This window comes from Streptomyces pyxinicus (assembly GCF_024753135.1).
Classification (GTDB): Bacteria; Actinomycetota; Actinomycetes; order Streptomycetales; family Streptomycetaceae; genus Streptomyces; species Streptomyces pyxinicus.
Genome location: NZ_JANUGP010000032.1, coordinates 1 through 18,079, shown reverse-complemented (window position 1 = coordinate 18,079; position 18,079 = coordinate 1). Strand labels below are relative to the sequence as shown.

Annotated in this window: 13 protein-coding genes and 3 pseudogenes; 8 read left to right on the top strand and 8 right to left on the bottom strand. The window is 75.1% G+C overall.

The annotated features are described in order from the left end of the window. Window positions 1-5 precede the first annotated feature (5 nt). Window positions 6-827, top strand: coding sequence for a ribonuclease BN (locus tag NX794_RS30165; RefSeq protein WP_428985988.1), 822 nt, complete (start codon window positions 6-8; stop codon window positions 825-827). Here the strand turns inward: NX794_RS30165 and NX794_RS30160 are convergent. Then, window positions 824-3,643: an NHLP bacteriocin export ABC transporter permease/ATPase subunit gene (locus NX794_RS30160; protein ID WP_258782569.1), complete on the bottom strand. Its 2,820-nt coding sequence runs from the start codon at window positions 3,641-3,643 to the stop codon at window positions 824-826. The genes NX794_RS30165 and NX794_RS30160 overlap by 4 nt on opposite strands. A 1-nt stretch (window position 3,644) precedes the next feature. Beyond that, window positions 3,645-4,680: pseudogene (locus NX794_RS30155) on the bottom strand (ATP-binding cassette domain-containing protein); the annotation flags it as partial. Window positions 4,681-4,899: 219 nt separating this feature from the next. On the opposite strand from NX794_RS30155, the gene NX794_RS30150 reads away from it, so the two are divergent. Continuing rightward, window positions 4,900-6,237 (top strand): S1 family peptidase, encoded by a 1,338-nt coding sequence (locus tag NX794_RS30150; RefSeq protein ID WP_258782568.1) that lies wholly within the window; start codon window positions 4,900-4,902, stop codon window positions 6,235-6,237. A 98-nt stretch (window positions 6,238-6,335) separates the two neighbouring features. Here NX794_RS30150 and NX794_RS30145 read toward each other — a convergent pair whose 3' ends face one another. Continuing rightward, entirely contained in the window at window positions 6,336-8,507 is a 2,172-nt protein-coding gene (locus NX794_RS30145) for a SpoIIE family protein phosphatase (protein WP_258782676.1), read from the bottom strand. Between the two features lie 272 nt (window positions 8,508-8,779). On the opposite strand from NX794_RS30145, the gene NX794_RS30140 reads away from it, so the two are divergent. The 4 genes from NX794_RS30140 to NX794_RS30125 all read left to right on the top strand — a co-directional run bounded on the left by NX794_RS30140 (window position 8,780) and on the right by NX794_RS30125 (window position 12,342). Beyond that, the gene (locus NX794_RS30140) at window positions 8,780-11,233 is read left to right on the top strand and encodes a SpoIIE family protein phosphatase (RefSeq protein WP_428985987.1); all 2,454 of its coding nucleotides are present in this window, start codon (window positions 8,780-8,782) and stop codon (window positions 11,231-11,233) included. 64 nt (window positions 11,234-11,297) lie between these two features. Then, window positions 11,298-11,576 carry a hypothetical protein gene (locus NX794_RS30135; protein ID WP_258782567.1) on the top strand — a complete coding sequence of 93 codons (279 nt, stop codon included), beginning with the start codon at window positions 11,298-11,300 and terminating at the stop codon, window positions 11,574-11,576. 107 nt (window positions 11,577-11,683) lie between these two features. Beyond that, complete coding sequence (locus NX794_RS30130) at window positions 11,684-12,052, top strand: DUF6479 family protein (RefSeq protein ID WP_258782566.1); 369 nt, start codon at window positions 11,684-11,686, stop codon at window positions 12,050-12,052. Window positions 12,053-12,156: 104 nt separating this feature from the next. Then, window positions 12,157-12,342, top strand: coding sequence for a hypothetical protein (locus NX794_RS30125; protein ID WP_258782565.1), 186 nt, complete (start codon window positions 12,157-12,159; stop codon window positions 12,340-12,342). Window positions 12,343-12,499: 157 nt separating this feature from the next. On the opposite strand, the pseudogene NX794_RS30120 reads toward NX794_RS30125, so the two are convergent. The 3 genes and pseudogenes from NX794_RS30120 to NX794_RS30110 all read right to left on the bottom strand — a co-directional run. Then, window positions 12,500-13,735 (bottom strand): annotated as a pseudogene (locus NX794_RS30120) (glycosyltransferase family 2 protein); the annotation flags it as partial. 124 nt (window positions 13,736-13,859) lie between these two features. Continuing rightward, window positions 13,860-14,444, bottom strand: coding sequence for an isochorismatase family protein (locus NX794_RS30115; RefSeq protein ID WP_258782564.1), 585 nt, complete (start codon window positions 14,442-14,444; stop codon window positions 13,860-13,862). A 77-nt stretch (window positions 14,445-14,521) separates the two neighbouring features. Next, the gene (locus NX794_RS30110) at window positions 14,522-14,959 is read right to left on the bottom strand and encodes a MarR family winged helix-turn-helix transcriptional regulator (protein WP_258782562.1); all 438 of its coding nucleotides are present in this window, start codon (window positions 14,957-14,959) and stop codon (window positions 14,522-14,524) included. Window positions 14,960-15,120: 161 nt separating this feature from the next. Between NX794_RS30110 and NX794_RS30105 the strand changes: the two genes are divergently transcribed. Both NX794_RS30105 and NX794_RS30100 read left to right on the top strand, forming a co-directional pair. Continuing rightward, window positions 15,121-15,621 (top strand): metallophosphoesterase family protein, encoded by a 501-nt coding sequence (locus tag NX794_RS30105; protein ID WP_258782561.1) that lies wholly within the window; start codon window positions 15,121-15,123, stop codon window positions 15,619-15,621. A 745-nt stretch (window positions 15,622-16,366) separates the two neighbouring features. After that, the gene (locus NX794_RS30100) at window positions 16,367-17,392 is read left to right on the top strand and encodes an alcohol dehydrogenase catalytic domain-containing protein (protein ID WP_258782560.1); all 1,026 of its coding nucleotides are present in this window, start codon (window positions 16,367-16,369) and stop codon (window positions 17,390-17,392) included. Between the two features lie 21 nt (window positions 17,393-17,413). Here NX794_RS30100 and NX794_RS30095 read toward each other — a convergent pair whose 3' ends face one another. Both NX794_RS30095 and NX794_RS30090 read right to left on the bottom strand, forming a co-directional pair. Beyond that, window positions 17,414-17,746 (bottom strand): hypothetical protein, encoded by a 333-nt coding sequence (locus NX794_RS30095; protein ID WP_258782559.1) that lies wholly within the window; start codon window positions 17,744-17,746, stop codon window positions 17,414-17,416. Beyond that, a pseudogene (locus NX794_RS30090) lies at window positions 17,743-18,079 on the bottom strand (aa3-type cytochrome oxidase subunit I); the annotation flags it as partial. The gene NX794_RS30095 and the pseudogene NX794_RS30090, both read right to left, overlap by 4 nt.

The following is an 18,079-nucleotide window of genomic DNA, read 5'->3' as shown; positions in this document are numbered from 1 at the left end:
GCGCCGTGAACCGGTTGCGGCACGGCGTGCACCGCGCGTGGCGGTGGCTGCGGGTCCGGGCCCTGTTCGCGCACGGCCGGGAACTGGAGCTGATGCACCGGGCCATGGGCTTCGCCACCCTGTCGCTGGTGACCCTGGCCCCGCTGCTGATCGTGGTGGCCGCCGCCGACCCGCTGGTCAGCGGGGGGTTCGCCTCCTGGCTCACCGACGGCATGGGCCTGTCGGGCCGCTCCGCGCACGTGGTCACCGACGTCATCAGCCCCCCGCGCAACGTCATCGGCACCACCAGCGTCTGGAGCGCCGTCCTGCTCGCCGTGTTCGGCGTGACCTTCGCCGGCAGCGTGCAGAACGCCTACGAACGCATCTGGTCGCTCGCGGCCGGCCCCTGGCACCGGGTGTGGCGGCAGGCGACCTGGCTGGTGGTGCTCACCGCCTACCTGTACCAGGAGGTGGCGACCAAGAACGTGCTGCACGGCACGCAGCGGATCGTGCTCTCCACGGTGAGCGGGGTGCTGTTCTTCTGGTGGGGGCAGCAGTTCCTGCTGGGCGGCCAGGTCCGCTGGCGCCGGCTGCTGCCCGGCGCGCTCGCCACCATGATCGGCCTGGTCGGCCTGCGCGCCTTCTCCTACCTGGTGTTCACCCCGCTGATCGTCACCAACGCGCTCAGCTACGGCGCCGTCGGCACCGTCCTGGTCGTCGAGTCCTGGCTCATCGGCGTCGGCTTCGTCATCTACGGCGGCGCCCTGTTCGGCCGCTGGTTCGTCGAGCACCACTGGATGCCGTCCCACCACGAGGACGAGCCCGGGGACGACGAGGCCGCCGCCTAGGCGAGCTGGCGGCGCACCAGTTCGCGCAGGCGGCCCCCGGAGTCGGCGAGCAGGTCGGCCTGGCTGCCCTGCTGGACGACCTTGCCGTCCTCCAGCACGATCACCCGGTCGGCGTCCATGACCGTGGACAGCCGGTGCGCGATCACGACACGCGTCGCGTTCAGCTCGCGGGTGCTGTCCATGACGACACGCTGGGTGCCGTTGTCCAGGGCGCTGGTCGCCTCGTCGAAGAACAGGATCCGGGGGCGCCGGATCAGCGCCTGCGCGATCATCAGACGCTGCCGCTGGCCGCCGGAGACCGCGCCGTCGCCGGCGACGATCGTGTGCAGGCCCATCGGCATCCGCTCGATGTCCTCCGCGAGCCCCGCCGGCTCCGCCGCCGCCATCACCTCCTCGGGCGGGTACGGCTCGGTGCCGCGGATGACGTCCAGGATCGACCCGGTGAAGGGCCGGGCGTGCTGGAGGACCACCCCGCACTGCCGGCGCACCGCCGACCGGTCCAGCGCCGCGAGATCCTGACCGTCGTACAGGACGCTGCCGGAGACCGGCCGGTCGAAGCCGATCAGCAGTCGCAGCAGGGTGGACTTGCCGCAGCCGCTCGGGCCGACGACCGCCACGAACTCGCCCGGCCGCACCGCGAAGGACACGTCGTCCAGGACCAGCGGGCCGTCGTCGGCGTACCGGAAGGACAGCCGGCGGGCCTCCACCGCGCCGGGCAGCGGACCCGGCCGGGTGCTCGCCGCGCGCACCTCGGGCACGGCGTCCAGCACCGGCCTGATCTCCTCGAACAGCGGCAGCGCCGCCACCGCCGAGACGAAGGAGCCGGTCAGCCGGGTGACCGAGGTCAGCACCATCGTCACCGAGGTGGTGAAGGTGAGGAACGCCGCCGCCGACATCGAGCCCCGCGCCGGACCCGCGAGCAGCATGAACATCAGCAGCGTGCACACCGGCAGATAGACCGCGCCGAGCACCGTGGTCAGGTTCCTGATCCGGCCGACCCGCCGCTGGAGTTCCCGGTCGCGCGCGAACTGCCGTCCCCAGGCCGCGTAGGCGTAGTTCTCGGCCGCGGCCACCCGCAGCTTGGGCAGCCCGCGCAAGGTCTGGAAGGCCTGGTTGGTGAGCTTGTTGCCGAGCACCACCAGACGCCGCTGCCAGCGCACCTGCCACAGCCCGAGCCCCAGGAACACCGCCCCGATGACGACGAGCATGCCGAGCGCGGCCGTCGCCAGCGCGGGGCTGTACCAGAACAGCAGGCCCAGGTTCACCGCCCCGACCGTCACCGACTGCGCCACCACCGGACCGGCCCCCGCCAGCAGGCGGCGGATCGCGCTGACGCCCATCGCGGCACCGGCCAGCTCGCCGGTGGAGCGCTGCGTGAAGAACCGGGTGGGCAGCCGCAGCAGCCAGTCCCAGACGGCCGGTTGCAGCGCCGCCTCGATCCGGCCCTCCAGACGCAGGATCGACAGGTTCTCCAGCAGCGTGAACGCGGCCGACACGATCCCGCTCACCATGACCGCCATGCACACCTGGACGATCGGGCCCGTCTCGGCGCGCGGCACGTACTCGCCCAGCACCCGGCCCGTCGCGACCGGCACCAGCGCGCCGATCGCCACCGTCACGAGACCGGCGACCAGCAGGTTCAGCAGATCGCCCCGGGTGCCGCGCAGACCGAACCGCAGCAGGCCCAGCGGCCCGAGCCGCCGGTCCGGCAGCGGGCGGTAGAACATCACCGCGCGCGGCTCGAACTCCGCCGCGTTCGCCTTCTCGACCGGCGCCTCCCGGCCGGTCGCCGGGTGGACGGCCACATAGCCGCCGCGCCGCCACAGCAGCGCGACCGGCGCCCCGGACAGCGCCCGGTGCCCGACCAGCGGGCCCGCGTTCTCCCGCCACCAGCGCCCCTGGAGACGGACCGGGCGGGTGCGCACCCGGGAGGCCAGCGCCACCCGCTCCACCGGGTCGAGCCGGTCGCTCTCCGCACCGCCGCCCACGGGCTCGGCGAGCGTGATCCCGGCCGACTCGGCCACCAGCCGGCAGGCCGCGAAGGTGGCGTCGGCGTCCGCGGCGGTCGCCCGGCGGTCCGGGCGCCGGCCGATGGCGGCCAGCAGCGCCCGGTCGGCCTGGACACCGGCCGCCTCGCCCGCCTCGATCCCGGCGGCCGTACGCGTCTCGTGGCCGCGCTCCACCTGCTCGATCCACCGGTCGAGCGCGGTCAGCAGCCGGTACTGCTGGTCGACCAGGCCCTGCCACAGCGCCGGGTCCATCAGCAGGTCGGCGGCGGCCTCCGGGCCGTACAGCGAGCCGTACTGGACGCTGCCCGGCGGCACCCGCATCCAGAACACGTCGTCGCCCGGCGTCCCGGACCGGTCCTCGGCCGACGGTGCCTGGTACAGCACCGCCAGGCCCCGGCCCACCCCGAGGGCCACCGCGTACTCCAGCGGGCCGGCGGCGGGCGGCACGTACCGCGGGTTGCCGTAGGCGTCGTACGACCAGGTCCGGGTGCTGGCCCGCTGGTACAGCTCGCGCAGGCCGACGCGGTGCACCACGCAGTCCCGGGCCGGGCGCGCCACCAGGGTGTGCGCGGGGCCGGCGACCGGGCCGAGCAGCAGGGCGCCCGCCTCCAGCCGGCCCAGGTGGTGCCAGTGCCCCAGCTGGGCGGCGTCCACCGCGAACAGGTCCAGGGCGCCGGCCGCGACCAGCCACAGCACCTGCGGGCCCTCCAGGTCGAGGCGGCCCCGGCCCGCGCAGTCGAACCGGGTGCCCAGCGCGCCGAGCGCCCCGAGGACGAGGTCGCCGTCGTGCCCCTCCGTCACCGTCATCTCAGCGCTCCCTGACCAGTGCCGCGTAGGTGCCGCCGCGCGCCACCAGGTCCTCGTGCCGGCCGCGTTCGACCACCGTGCCGTGCTGGAGCACCACGATCTCGTCGCTGTCGCGGACCGTGCTCAGCCGGTGCGCGATCACCACACAGGCGCAGCCGCGCCGGCGCAGGTTGTCCATCACGACCAGCTCGGTCTCCGCGTCCAGCGCGCTGGTCACCTCGTCCAGCACCAGGACGCTGGGCCGGCGCACCAACGCCCGCGCGATCTACAGGCGTTGGCGCTGCCCGCCGGAGAAGTTCCGCCCGTCCTGCGTCACCTGGCTGTGGATGCCGCCGGGCCGGCGCGTCACCACGCCGTACAGGGCCGCGTCCCGCAGCGCCGCCACCACCGCCTCGTCCGGGATCGACGGGTCCCACAGCGCCACGTTGTCGCGGACCGTGCCCTCGAACAGGAACACGTCCTGGTCGACGAAGGAGACGGAGGCGGCGAGCGCGCCGCGCGGGATGTCCTCCAGACGGCGGCCGTCGACGCGGATCACCCCGTCCCAGGGCGTGTACAGGCCCGCGATCAGCCGGGAGACCGTCGACTTGCCGCTGCCCGAACCACCCACCAGCGCCACCTGCCGACCCGGCCCCACGGTCAGGTCGAAGCCGCTCAGCAGCGGCTCGTCCAGCGGGCTGTACCCGAAGGTGACGTTCTCCAAGCTCGACGTGCCCGTGCAGCCGGCGCGTGGAGTCGCCGGTGCCGGGGCGGGCGTGGAGCGGGTCGGCCCGGAAGTTCTCCACGTCCTTCAGCCGGGCCACGTCGGCCGCGAAGTCCTGGATGCGGCCGGCCACCCCGTTCAGCCGGGTCAGCGGGGCGGTGAAGCGGGTGACCAGCGCCTGGAAGGCGACCAGCAGACCCACCGAGAGGTGCCCCTCGACCGCGCGCAGCCCGCCGATCCACAGGATGAGCGCGCTGTTGAGGGTGGCCAGCGTGGGCGCGACCACCCCGAGCCAGGCGCTCGGCACCCCGAGCCGCTGCTGCTCCTCCAGAGATTCCCTGAAGCGGGGATTCCGGTACGCGATCGGCACGGAACGTCACCGATCCGCAACCACGCGTTGTCAGACCGTCTTTGGCCGATTCCCGCCTCACACAAGGCGTTGGGAAACGGAATTGAACGCCCCGCGTGGCCCCCGCGTACCTACGGCCATCCAGGCGCCCCGATCCGCACTGCCCGACAGCGGCAGGCCCCCGTACCCAGGAGGTCGAGAAGGTTGAGTCACAAGCGAATGCCCAAGCGCAAGGCCGCGATAGCGGTGGGCGGTGTCGCGGCGCTCGGAGCGGCGGCACTGCTGCTGCCCCACGCCAACGCGGCCCAGGACGGCGGCGATCAGGGCCGGGCCGCGGGCACCGCCAGGACCCTCAAGGCCGGGGACGCCCCGGGCCTCGCCGCCCAGGTGCGCAAGACGCTCGGCGCGGCCTTCGCCGGCTCCTACTACGACACCGCCAAGCGGCAGCTCGTCGTCGACGTGGCCGGCGCCGGCGACGACCTCGTGGCGCGGGCCGAGCGGGCCGGCGCCGTCGTCCGCCAGGTGGACAACAGCATCGCCGAACTCCGGTCGGCCGCCGGCACGCTCAAGTCGAAGGCGACCATCCCGGGCACCTCGTGGGCCGTCGACCCGCGCACCAACAAGGTCCTCGTCACCGCCGACTCCACCGTCACCGGCGCGCGATGGGACCGGCTGGAGTCGACCGTGCACGGCCTCGGGTCCGGCACCGCGACCCTGAAGCGGTCCGCCGGCACCTTCAAGACCTTCGTCTCGGGCGGCGACGCCATCTTCTCCCAGACCCAGGAGGGCGGCGTCCGCTGCTCCCTCGGCTTCAACGTCACGGCCTCCGACGGCAGTCCCGCCTTCCTGACGGCCGGTCACTGCGGGGTCGCCGCCAAGCAGTGGTCCGACTCGCAGGGCGGCCGGCCCGTCGCCACGGTCGACCAGGCCACCTTCCCGGGCAACGACTTCGCCCTGGTCAAGTACGACGACGCCGGCACCCAGGCGCCCAGCGAGGTCAACGTCGGCAACGGTCAGACCGTACAGATCAACCAGGCCGCCGACGCCACCGTCGGCCAGTCCGTGTTCCGGATGGGCTCCACCACCGGGCTGCACGACGGCCAGGTCACCGGGCTCGACGCCACCGTCAACTTCCAGAGCGAGACCGACCCGGGCGGCGTCGACACCGTCACCGGGCTCATCCAGACGAACGTGTGCGCCGAACCGGGTGACAGCGGCGGCTCCCTGTTCACCCAGGACGGCAGCGCCCTCGGCCTCACCTCGGGCGGCAGCGGCGACTGCACCAACGGCGGCGAGACCTTCTTCCAGCCGGTCACCGCGGCACTCCAGGCCACGGGCGCGACGCTGGGCGCCGGGGGCGGACAGGCGGGCGCGGGCGGCCAGGACGACACGGGTGGTCAAGACGGTGCCGGGGACCAGTCGGGTGCGGGCGCCGGGGACCAGTCCGGCGCCGGGGCCGGGGCCGGGGATGAGTCCGGCGCCGGGGACCAGTCCGGAGACGGTTCCGCCGATGACGGTTCGGCCATGACCGGCACGAACTAGCGGACAGGCGGGGCCGGCGGGGCAGGCAGGCACTGGGCGCGTACGCCCGGCCGGGCGCCGATCCGGCCGGGCGTGCCCGGACCCCTCCGGGAGCGGCCTCAGCGGTCGCCGGCCCGCAGCAGCAGGACCGCCACGTCGTCCAGCCGCTCCCGGGCCGCCGCGCTGTGCCGCAGGATCTCGTCCGCGAGGCTCTCCAGCGGCTGGTCGCCGGCTTCCGAGAGGAGCCCGCCGAGGTTCACGAGGGCGTCCTCGATGTCGACGCCGGGGGATTCCACCAGGCCGTCGGTGTAGAGGACGAGCACCGAACCGGGTGCGAGCGCGACCTCGGTCGTCGGATAGACGGCCGCCGCGTCGATGCCCAGCAGCGGGCCCCCGGCCAGGTCCAGCACCCGGACCCGTCCGTCGGGTCGGCGCAGCAGCGGCGGCGGATGGCCCGCCCGCGCCATCACGGCCCGGCCGCGCGCCGGGTCGAGGCGCAGGTACAGACAGCTCGCGAACAACTCGCTGCCGAGGTCCGTCAGCAGCCGGTTGGTGCTGCTCATCACCTCGTGCGGGGCCTGCCCGACCGTGGTGTAGGCGCGGACCCCGGTACGGATCTGCCCCATCAGAGCCGCCGCCGTCACATTGTGTCCCTGGACGTCGCCGATCACCGCCGCCGCCAGCGGCCGGGCCGGCACCAGGTCGTAGAAGTCGCCGCCGATCTCCATGCCGTGCGTGGCCGGCAGATAGCGGGCCGCCGCCTCGATGCCCGGCAGCGCGGGCAACGAGTGCGGCAGCAGCGCCTGCTGGAGCCCGTGGGCCAGCCGGAGCTTGGCGTCGTAGAGCCGGGCCCGCTCCAGGGCCTGGGCGATCAGACCGCCGAGGGAGGTCAGGACGGCCCGCTCGTCGGCGGGGAAGACGTGCGGCTCGGCGTACGCCAGCACGCAGGTGCCCACCGGCCGGCCCGAGGCGACCAGCGGCAGATAGGCCCAGGCGGCGTAGCCGTCCGGGGTGTCGCCCCGGTTCGGGTACAGGCGCTCCAGCTCCGCCCGCGAGCCGAAGAACGCGGGCACTCCGCTGTTCAGGACGTGGGTGCCCGGGGTCGGCTCGGTCAGCGGCAGCCCGTCGAACCGCTCCACCACCCGCGGGTCCCGGTATCCCCGGTGCCCCAGCACATGCAGCCGGCCGCCCTGCTGGGCGAGGACCGCCAGGGCCTGGCCGCCGACGGCCGGAACCACCTCCTCCCACACGAGCTGGACGACGTCCCGCACGCCGACCGCCTCGGTCAGCGCGCCCGCGAGGCTCAGCACCTGGGAGATCGTCACCAGCCGGGCCGGCCGCGGACTCACCTCCGGGGCGGCGCGCGCCAGTTCCGTCACCGCGCGGGCCCGGGTGACGCGCACGCTCAGCCCGCTCGTGCTCGGGTACAGCCGGAACGACAGCCAGTCGCCGGGCGGGCGCAGCGCCACGAACGACACCACCTGCTGGCTGATCAGCGCCGCCCGGTAACGGTCCTCGTACATCGGGTCGTTCAGCCAGGACAACGACACCCAGGGCAGGGTGCCGAGCAGGTCCTCGGCAGGCCGGCCGAGCAGTTCGACGGCGGCGGCGTTGACGAAGCCGATCCTGCCGTGCAGATCCAGCGAGGCCAGACCGTACGGCAGCCGCGACACCATGCGCGTCGCCTCGACCGAGCCCAGCGAGTCGGCGATGCCGGCCGGCGGCGCGGCGAGGAGATCGGCCTCGGGCCCGACGTGCCGCCTGTCCCGCGCGGCCCGTTCCAGGCGCAGGGCCAGCCGCTCGCAGGCCGCCGTCACCTGCTCGCGCTCCGCCTCCGACAGCTCCGGGGGGTGGGCGCCGGGCCAGGTCACGAACACCGCGCCGTACACCTTCGCGCCGGTCGCCACGGGTGCCGCCGCGAGGGCGAAGGGGTACGGCAGCACCACCGCGATCCTGGGGTAGCGGCGGGCCATCTGCACCTCGCCGCCCACCCACACCACCCGGCGTTCGCGCACCGCCTCGGCGACCGGGATCGGCGCGCTCAGGCCCACCCGCTGCCAGGGGGCGGCGAAGGCCCGGGGCATGCCCGCCGTCACCGCCATCTCCAGCACCGGCTCGTCGGGCCTGAGCAGGTACACCGCGCCGGAGTGCGCGTGCACCGCCTCCAGCAGGGTGGCCAGCGCGAGCGACAGCACCGGCGGGCCGACGGCCGCCCCGGCGCCCGCCGGCGTCCGTCCCGCCTCCGGCCCGTCGGACACGCCGACCACCTCCTCGTACCGGCCGCGCGACATGTCCAAGGATCAAGGTTCCCTCGCGAACCGGCCCCGCGCACGGCGAACGCCCCGACCCCGGTCGGCGCCCACCCCGCCGGGTCCCGACCGGGCGCACCCGGGGGTACGACCGGACAGGCGGCCGGCATCCCGGGGCGGACCGGCGCCCTGACGGCCCCGGCCCTCCCCGGACGGCCGGTCCGGTGTGCCGCGTCGTTCCCGCCGAACCTCCCCGCCCACCCGGTCCCCGCACAGGGGCTGCGCGGGCGCCGGGCGCGCGCTGTAATGGCGACGTGGTGAGTGAGGGCGCCGCTGTGAGCGGAACAAGGGCGGTGCCGGAGCGTGCCAAGGCCGCGCTCGAAGCGCTCGACGCGTCGCCGCCTACACCCGACCGGCTCCGCCGCCTGCTCGAACAGGCGCTGGTGTTCGCCGCCGCGTCCTTCGCCGGGGTGTACGCGCCCGGCGACGACCCCGCCCGCCTGTGCCTGGCCGAGTCGGCGGGCCTGCCCCGCACCCTGTACGGGCTGCGCGACACCTACCCGGCCGACGGGACCTCACCGGTCGCGCGGGCCCACCGCGAGGGACGGCCGTGCCGGCTGGGCCCGGAGGACCTGGCCGGCGGCCCCGAGGCCCGGCGTGCCCCGGCCGCCGGCTTCTCGGTGACCGCCCTGCCCCTCGGTCCGCCCGGCGGCGGCTGCCTGCTGGCGGTCAGCGAACGGCCCGGCGGGTTCGGCGACACCGACCGGGCCTGCCTGGAGCTGATCGCCGGCGCCGTCGCCGTACCCACGCGGGCGACCCCCGCCGCCGGTGCCGACCGGTCCGCACCGGACGCCTTCGCACTGGCCACGGACACGGGCCGGATCGAGGTCGGCGACGAGATCCTCGGGCTGTTCGGGACGGCCCGCGACGAGTTCGACGGCCGGGTGGAGACCCTGCTCGGGCGGACCGTGCCCGAGGATCTGCCGGCGCTGATGTCCGTGGTCGAGGCCGACCACATGTCCATCGGCGACCGCGAACTGGAGTTCCGGGTGCTCCAGCCCGCGGGACCGCCCAGGTGGCTGCGGCTGCGCGGCCGGCTGCTGCCCGCCGGCGAGGGCCGCCCGCCCCGGCTCGTCGGCACCGTCGCCGACGCCTCCACACTGCGCTCCGACGTCACCGACGTGGCCCGCGTCCAGCGCCTCGCCGCCGCCCTGGCCACCGCCGGCACCGTCAAGGACGTCGGCCGGGCCGTCGTCGCCGCGCTGCGCGAGCCGCTGCGGGCCGACCGCATCGCGCTCGCGGAGCTGGAGAACGAGCGGCTCGTGGTCACCGTCCTCGACCCGCCCGAACCGGAGGCGTGGCCCGAACTGTGGCGCGGCGAGTGGCGCACCGAATGGCCGGACGCCCCGGTGCGCGCGATGCCCACACTGGCCACCGCGCTGCGCGAGAGCCGCGCCCGGATCTGGCCGGCCGGCAGCACCCTGGAGCCCGCCCTCGCCGAGGTCGGCCCCGGCGGCCTCGCGGTGCTGCCGCTGCCCGCCGGCTCCCGCATGGCCGGCGCCTGCCTGATCGGCTGGGACCGCCCGCACGACTTCGGCCCCGACGAACGCGCCCTGCTCACCGCCTGCGCCGGCCTGACCGGCCAGGCCCTGGTGCGCGCGCACGCCTTCGACGCCGAGCACGAACTCGTCGGCATGCTCCAGCGCACCTTGCTGCCCCGCCGGCTGCCCCGGCTGCCCGGCGCGGTCGCCGTCGCCCGCTATCTGCCCGCCACCGCGGGCCTGGAGGTCGGCGGCGACTGGTACGACGTGATCCCGCTCGCCGACAACCACGTCGCACTCGTGATCGGCGACGTCCAGGGCCACAACGCGGGCGCCGCCACCCTGATGGGCCAGATGCGCACCGCGCTGCGCGCCTACGCCGCCGAGGGACACCCCCCGGACGTCGTCGTCGCGCACGCCAACCGGCTGCTGCTCGACATGGAGAGCGACCTCTTCGCCACCTGCGTGTACGTCGACGTCGACATGGAACAGGGCACCGCCTGGTGCGTCCGGGCCGGGCACCCCCAGCCCGTGCTGCGGCACCCGGACGGCTCGGCCGAGATCGTGCACGCGGAGGGCGGCCCCCCGCTCGGGGTGCTGGTCCAGGCCGAGTACCCGATCACCCCGCTGCGGCTGCGGCCCGGCACGGTGATCGCGCTGACCACCGACGGTCTGGTGGAGTCCGCCGGAACCGACCTCGACACCGGCATGGACCGGCTGGCCCGCGAACTGGCCGCCGCCGACCCCGGCCACCTCGGGCTGGTCGCCGACGCCCTGCTCGCCGGCGCCCACCGCGGCGACGACGTGGCCCTGCTGGTCATGCGCTACGACGGCATGGCCGTCCGCCCGCTGCGCGAGAGCTGGACGGTGTGGCGGGTCCCCGAGGCGGTCCGGCACGCCCGCCGCTTCACCCGGCGCACCCTGCGCGCCTGGGGCGTGCCGCGCGACACCCTCGACGCGGCCCTGCTGGTGGTCTCCGAACTCGTCACCAACGCCCTCGTGCACACCGGCGGCCCGGTCCGGCTCGACCTCAGCCTGGTCGGCCACCGGCTGCGGCTGGCCGTCGCCGACTCCTCGCCGCGCAGTCCCGTGCAGCCCGCCGGCATCGGCTGGGAGGCCACCGGGGGACGCGGCATCCTGCTGGTGGAGGCCGTGTCGGCGGCCTGGGGCACCATCCCCGTCAGCGGCGGCAAACAGGTCTGGGCCGACCTCGTGCCCGGCGGCTGACCCGCCACGCGGCCGGTTCCCTTCCGGAGGCGCGCCGGGCGAGGGGTGCCTAGGGTCGGTTGGTGTGGCACACACCTTCGAAGAACTGGTGCAGAAGCAGCGCGCGGCCGACGCGGCCCAGACCACGGTCGAGGACCTGCGGGACACCTACGGCCCACCGGCCGAGCGACGGATGACGGGCGCCCAGTCGGGCACCTACGAGACCGCCCTGCGCGCCTGGCGCGACCTGGCCCGCGACGTGCAGAGCGCGGTCAGCGAGTACGCCAAGGAGTCCGGCAGACCCCGGGCGGAGATCGAGACCGAGGTGGAACAGGCGGCCCGCACGGCGGACTCGGCAGGCTAGCCCACCCCCGCCCCGGACGCGCCCCGCACGCGGCCGGGTGGGTGGCTCGGGGGCGTCCCGCGCATCCGACGGGCTTCCCCGGGTACCCGGCGCCCATGAAGCCCGCCATGAACACCGCCATGTACGAAGCGGCCACCGGTGCCCAGATGTTCGGATACGCCCTGATCCTGGTCGCCGGGGTGGCCTGTGTCGTGGGTCTGCTCTACGCCTTCCGGCTGGGCGCCAAGGTCCGGGAGCGCGAACCGGCACCGCCGCGGCCCGAGGAGCAGCCGACGATGCCGCCCGGCGGCCCGGTCCGCGAGGTCCAGGAGGTCCGCGAGCCCGACGAGGTGCCGCGGGCCGCTGACGGGAGCGAGCGGCTCACCCCGCACCAGCTCGGCAACGTCGGCAGCAAGCGGGCCGACGATCAGAGTCGCTCGCGGTGGTCGCCCGGCTCCAGCGGCTCCTTCGGCGGCGGTGGCGGCGGACGCACCTGAGCCGCCGCGGGCGGGTGGCCGCCCGGCCCGTGGCCGTACGGGAGTGTTTGTCCCGCCCCCGGCGCGGGCACCCGGCCGGGCACACCGACACCACCCGAAGGAAGATGAGTGACGTGACCGCGCAGTCCGGCCGGAAACCCGTCCCGCCCCACGCCGAGACGGGCTGGGCCCAGGCCCGCCGCCCCCGGAACCGGGGCGTGCGCACCTGTCTGCCCGCCCTGCTGGACCGCGCTTCCGCGCACGGGCGGGACGGCGAGGAACCGGACACCATAGTCCGCGGCGAGGACTGACCCCCGCCCGGCAACCCGCCGCGCACACCAAGGCCCTGCCTGCTCAGCAATTAGGCCACCCACACAGGTCCGATCCGGACGATCGCGGCTAGGGTGTGCCGAATGAAGGCTCTGGTGCTCTCCGGAGGCACCGGTTCCCGTCTGCGCCCGATCGGGTGCCGCCGTCCGCGGCCGGAACGCGCTCGCGGGTGACCTCCACGGGCTGGAAGAAGGAGGCACCGCTGTCCCGGTCGCGCACGACCAGGTCCACCGTGGCCCGGTCGAAGCCCTCATCCGCCGCGGCGGCCGGCCAGGAGACGGCCTCGGCGAGGTCGCCGGGCGCGCCGTCCGCCGCCGGCCGGGCGGCGCCGGCGGGCACGGTCAGCGGGCCGTCGGGGGTGCCGTACTCGGCGGTGAGGTCCACCCGCAGCGCGCCGCCCTGCCAGGTGACGCCGGCCGGGACCGCCCGGGGCCGCACCCCGGCCTCCCACCCGGCGAGCGCCACGAGGTCGTCGTAGCGGTCCTCGCGGATCAGCGCGGCGACGATCCGCCGGCCGGGCCGCAGCCCGGGGGCGGCACCGGGGCCGAAGCGCTCCACGACCACGGCGTGCGTCTCGCGGAACACCTCGCGGCGGTAGTCGTCGGGCAGGGCCAGCAGCCGGCGCCCGCTCATCCGGTCGGCGATCTCCACCCGCAGCCAGCGGCGCGGCAGCCGGTCGCGGCCCGGGCCCGGCTCGGTGTACCGCTCGACGACGTCCAGGGCCTCGCGCAGGTTCTTGAAGTAGCCCCGACCGGGTCGAAGGGCTGGAAACCGGCGTTGGCGGCGTCGTCGCGCTTGAGGTGGTAGCAGCAGACGTAGTCGCTGAGCACCGAGACGTTGCCGGCGCGCGGATACGCCTCGGTGACGAAGACGTGGTCCTCCAGGCGCCGCCGGCCCTCCGGGAAGCGCAGACCGATGCGGTCCAGGAAGGCGCGCCGGAACATCTTGTGCCACGACCGGCAACGCCCCCCTGATCGGCTCCACCGGCACCGGCCGGCCCTTTCCGGCCATCTTGCCGACGACCGCGTCCGCGCCGTGGGCGACGCCGTAGTCGTACATCCGCTCCAGGGCCTCGTCGCCGAGCACGTCGTCGTTGTCGACGAACATCACGAACTCGCCCCGGGACGCCTCGATGCCGACGTTGCGCGGCCTGCCCGACCACCCGGAGTTCTCCTGGTGGAGGACGCGGACGTGCGGGTGCGCGGCGGCGAGCGCGTCGAGGCGGGCCGGGGTGGCGTCGGTGGAGCCGTCGTCCACGAAGATCACTTCGTAGGCGTCGGCGGGCAGCGACTGGCGCAGCAGCGAGGCCGCGCAGTCCTCGATGTACGGACCGGGGTTGTACACCGGGACGATGACGCTGACCTTGACCGGCATCCCGCTGCAAGCCCCCTTCGCGCGCGGGCCGCCGCCCGGCTGGCACGGCGTGCGTCGGCCGCATGCTGACCCGGCCCCTCGCGCGGGTGTGCGAGAACCCGCGGCGAGAGGCCGGGCCGGCCGGTCAGGCGCGGGTCTTGGCGAGCAGCTCCAGGACCTCGGCGGTGCTGCCGCTCTCGCCGAGCCGCGGGAAGATCCGCTCGACGCTGCCGGTGTGCGCCGCCTCCTCGCTGTCGGCCATGGCGTCGGTGGCCAGCGTGACGTGGTAGCCGTGGGCGTAGGCGTCCCGGGCGGTGGACTCCACGCCGATGCTGGTGGCGATGCCGGTCAGCACGATCTGGGTGATGCCCCGGCGGCGCAGCTGGACGTCCAGGTCGGTGCCGTGGAAGGCGCTCCAGTTGTGCTTGGTGACGTGGATGTCGCCGGCCTGCCCGGACAGCTCGTCCACGATGAGGTCCCAGCCCTCCGGGAAGGCCAGTCCGCGCGGCTGGCGCTCGGTGCGGCCCGGCACGGCGTCGGCGCCGTCGGCCGCGAAGGAGACCCGGACGAGGACCACGGGCAGGCCGTGCGCGCGGAAGGCGCCGGCGAGTTCACCGGTGCGGGCGATGACGTCCGCAGCCGGGTACGGCGCGGTGGGCATGGCCGCGATGCCGTTCTGCAGGTCGATCGCGACGAGGGCGGTACGGGGGTCGAGCGTGGTGAGCGACATGGGTCGGTCAGGCCTTTCCAGGGGGCGTGCGTGCTGACGTGGTCCGGCCGGGGACACGGCCGGACCGGTGGCCCGCGTCACGGCTGCGAGAGCCGCTCCAGCAGTTCCAGCGCGGTGAGGATCGTCTGCCGCTCCTCGTCGGCGAACCGGTCCTGGAAGGCGCGGGCCAGCCACTCCTCGCGGAGCTGACGGTTGCCGGCGATCCGGGCCCGGCCGGTGTCGGTCAGCGTGACCAGCTGCCGGCGGCCGTCGTCGGGATCGGGGGCGCGGCGGATCAGCCCGTGCTGCTCCAGGGCGGCCAGGGTGGTCGCCATCGACTGCGGCCGGACCCCCTCGGCGGCGGCCAGGGCGCTCGCCGTGGCCGCGCCGTGCTTGCCGGCCAGGGAGAGCGCCGACTCCTGCGACGGGGTCAGGTCGGCGTCCTGGGCGACCTCACGGATCCGGCGCCGCAGCCGGCTGAACACCACCCGCAGGTCGCGCGCCGCGTGGACGGCCGAGTCGGAGATCTGATCCATGCCGCCACCCTAGAACCCGCCAGGAGAAACTGTCCAGTCAGAACTGTTCAGTCTTGGCTGAAGGTTTTCCCCGATGCTCAGAGGCGGCGGCGACCGGGGGCGGCGGACGGTGAAGTCCGCTTCGACGCCGCCGGTCCGCACGGTCCGCATAGGCTGGTGCCGTGCGCCTCCTGTTCCTGTCCGACACCCACCTGCCCAAGCGCGCCAAGCGGCTCCCGGACCCGCTGCTCGCCGAACTCCCGGACGCCGACGTGGTGTTCCACGCCGGGGACTGGGTGGACACCGCCACCCTCGACCTGCTGGCGGAGCGCAGCCGCCGGCTGATCGGCGTGTACGGCAACAACGACGGCCCCGAACTGCGCGCCCGGCTGCCCGAGGTGGCCCGCGCCGAACTGGACGGCCTGCGCTTCGGCGTCGTGCACGAGACCGGCCCCGCCCAGGGCCGCGAGGCCCGCTGCGCCGCCCGCTTCCCCGACCTGGACGTCCTCGTCTTCGGCCACAGCCACATCCCCTGGGACACCACCGCCCCCGGCGGCCTGCGCCTGCTCAACCCCGGCTCCCCGACCGACCGCCGCCGACAGCCCCACTGCACCTACCTGACGGCGACCCTGGCCGACGGCACGCTCACGGACGTCACCCTGCACCCGCTGGCCCGGCGGTAGCGCACTACCCCGGCCGGGCGAGGACGGCCTGCCGGGCGGCCGGCACCTGCGCCCCTGGCGGCCCGACGACGCCGCCGCGCTGCTCGCCGCCGGGCAGGACCCCGCGATCCGGCAGTGGAACCTGTTCACCGTGGCCGACACCGACGAGGCCCGGCTGCGGATCGGCCGGCTGCGCGAGCGGTGGCGAGCCGAGACGAGCGCGGTGTGAGCCGTCGCCCTGGCCCCGGAGGGCCCTGGAGGAACTGGGGCTGCACCGGCTGCGGTCGCGCCACTCGACGGCCGACCCCGCCTCGTGCCGGGTGGCCGAGAAGGCCGGCTACACGTTCGAGGGCACCGGGCGCAGCGCGCTGCTGCCCGCCGACGGCCGGCACGACCAGCACCCGCACGCACGGATCGCGGGGGACTGACGGCCGCTCCGCCCGCTCGGCGACACCGGCGACACCGGCGACACCGGCGACACCGGCGACACCGGCGACACCGGCGACACCGGCGACACCGGCGACACCGGCGACACCGGCGACACCGGCGACACCGGCGACACCGGCGATGCCGGCGGCTCGTCGGCCGTCCGCGTCCGTGCGACCTCGACCCCGCGCCGGCCGGCCCTGCCGGGGCGTGAGCCGGGTTCGCCGCGCGGGATCGGCCGGGAACTGGTCTGCTGGTGCGAGGGGGCCGTACCCACGGGTGCGAGGCCGGCGGGGCCGCCGGCGCGGGGGACCGACCAACCCGTTCTCCGGAGAGACAGATGACTACCTACCGAGTCGCGCAGGTGACGTCCGCGGGCGGCGCGTTCGAACTGGCCGAGCGGGAGGTGCCGACGCCGGGACCCCGCCAGGTGCGGATCGCCGTGGAGGCGTGCGGGGTCTGCCACAGCGATTCCATGTTCGTGAACGCCGTGGTGCCTGGCATCACGTTCCCGGTGGTGCCCGGGCACGAGATCGCCGGCCGGATCGAGGAACTGGGCGAGGGCGTGGAGGAATGGGGGTACCGGACCGGCGACCGGGTCACGGTCGGCTGGTTCGGCGGCAGTTGCGGCCACTGCACGCCCTGCCGACGGGGCGACTTCATCGTGTGCGCCAGCCTCAAGGTGCCCGGCTGGGCCTACGACGGCGGCTTCGGCGAGCAGGTGATCGCGCCCGTCGACGCCCTGGCCCGGATCCCGGAGGCCCTCTCCGCGAGCGACGCCGGACCGCTGGCCTGCGCGGGCGTCACCACCTACAACGGGCTGCGGCGCAGCTCGGGCAGGCCCGGCGACCTGGTCGCGGTGCTCGGCCTCGGCGGCCTCGGCCACCTCGGCGTGCAGTACGCGGTCGCGATGGGCTTCGAGACGGTGGCCATCGCCCGGGGCGCCGAGAAGGCCGACTTCGCCAAGCGGCTCGGCGCCCACCACTACATCGACAGCACCACCGGCACCCCAGTCGCCGAGACCCTCCAGTCCCTCGGCGGCGCCCATGTCGTACTGGCCACCGCCGGGAACTCGGAGGCGATCACGGCCACCGTCGACGGACTGGCGCCCCGCGGCGAACTGGTGGTCATCGGCGCCGACCCCGAGCCGCTCCTGGTCAGCCCCATGCAGCTGCTGACGGGCGCCCGAGTGGCCCGCGGGCACCCCTCGGGCACCTCGCGGGACGTGGCGGACACCATGGCCTTCAGCGCCCTGCACGGCATCCGCCCGACCACCGAGACCGTGCCCCTGGAGGAGGCGGGCGAGGCCTACGACAAGATGATGGCCGGCCGCGCCCGCTTCCGGATGGTCCTCACCACGGGCTGACGCGAGGGATACGGCTACGGCCTACGCGGCGACGACCAGCAGGGCCGTCGCCGCCAGCGCCGCGCACCCCAGCACGTACCAGGCCACCAGCCGCAGGCGCAGCGCCCGGTACCGGTCGTCGTAGAGCCGGCGCAGCTCCTCGGCCCGCTCGGCGGTGCGCTGCCAGGAGGTGCGGGCCAGCGTCAGGTACGCCGTCTCGACGTGCCGCTCCAGCTCGTCGCGTTGGCTGTCGGTGAGCCGGCCCAGCTGGGCGGCGACCCGTTCGCCCGCCGCCCGGCCCTCACCCCGGGCGGTCGTCAGCAGCAGATGGCCCTCGATCTCCTCGACCAGGGTGCGGGCGCGCCGTGCGCTCATCGGGCCGTCAACTCCCTCTCCTGCCGGGCCGCCTCCAACTGGTCCACCTCGGGATGGTGCAGGTCGAAGGCCGGGGATTCGCTGCGGATCCGCGGCAGGACGGTGAAGTTGTGCCGGGGCGGCGGGCAGGAGGTCGCCCACTCCAGGGAGCGGCCCCAGCCCCACGGGTCGTCCGCCTCGACCGGCTTGCCGTACTTGGCCGTCTTCCACACGTTGTAGAAGAACGGCAGCAGGGACGCGCCGAGCAGGAACGAGAAGATCGTCGAGACCGTGTTGAGCGTGGTGAGCCCCTCGACCGCCAGATAGTCCGGGATCCGGCGCTGCATGCCGTTC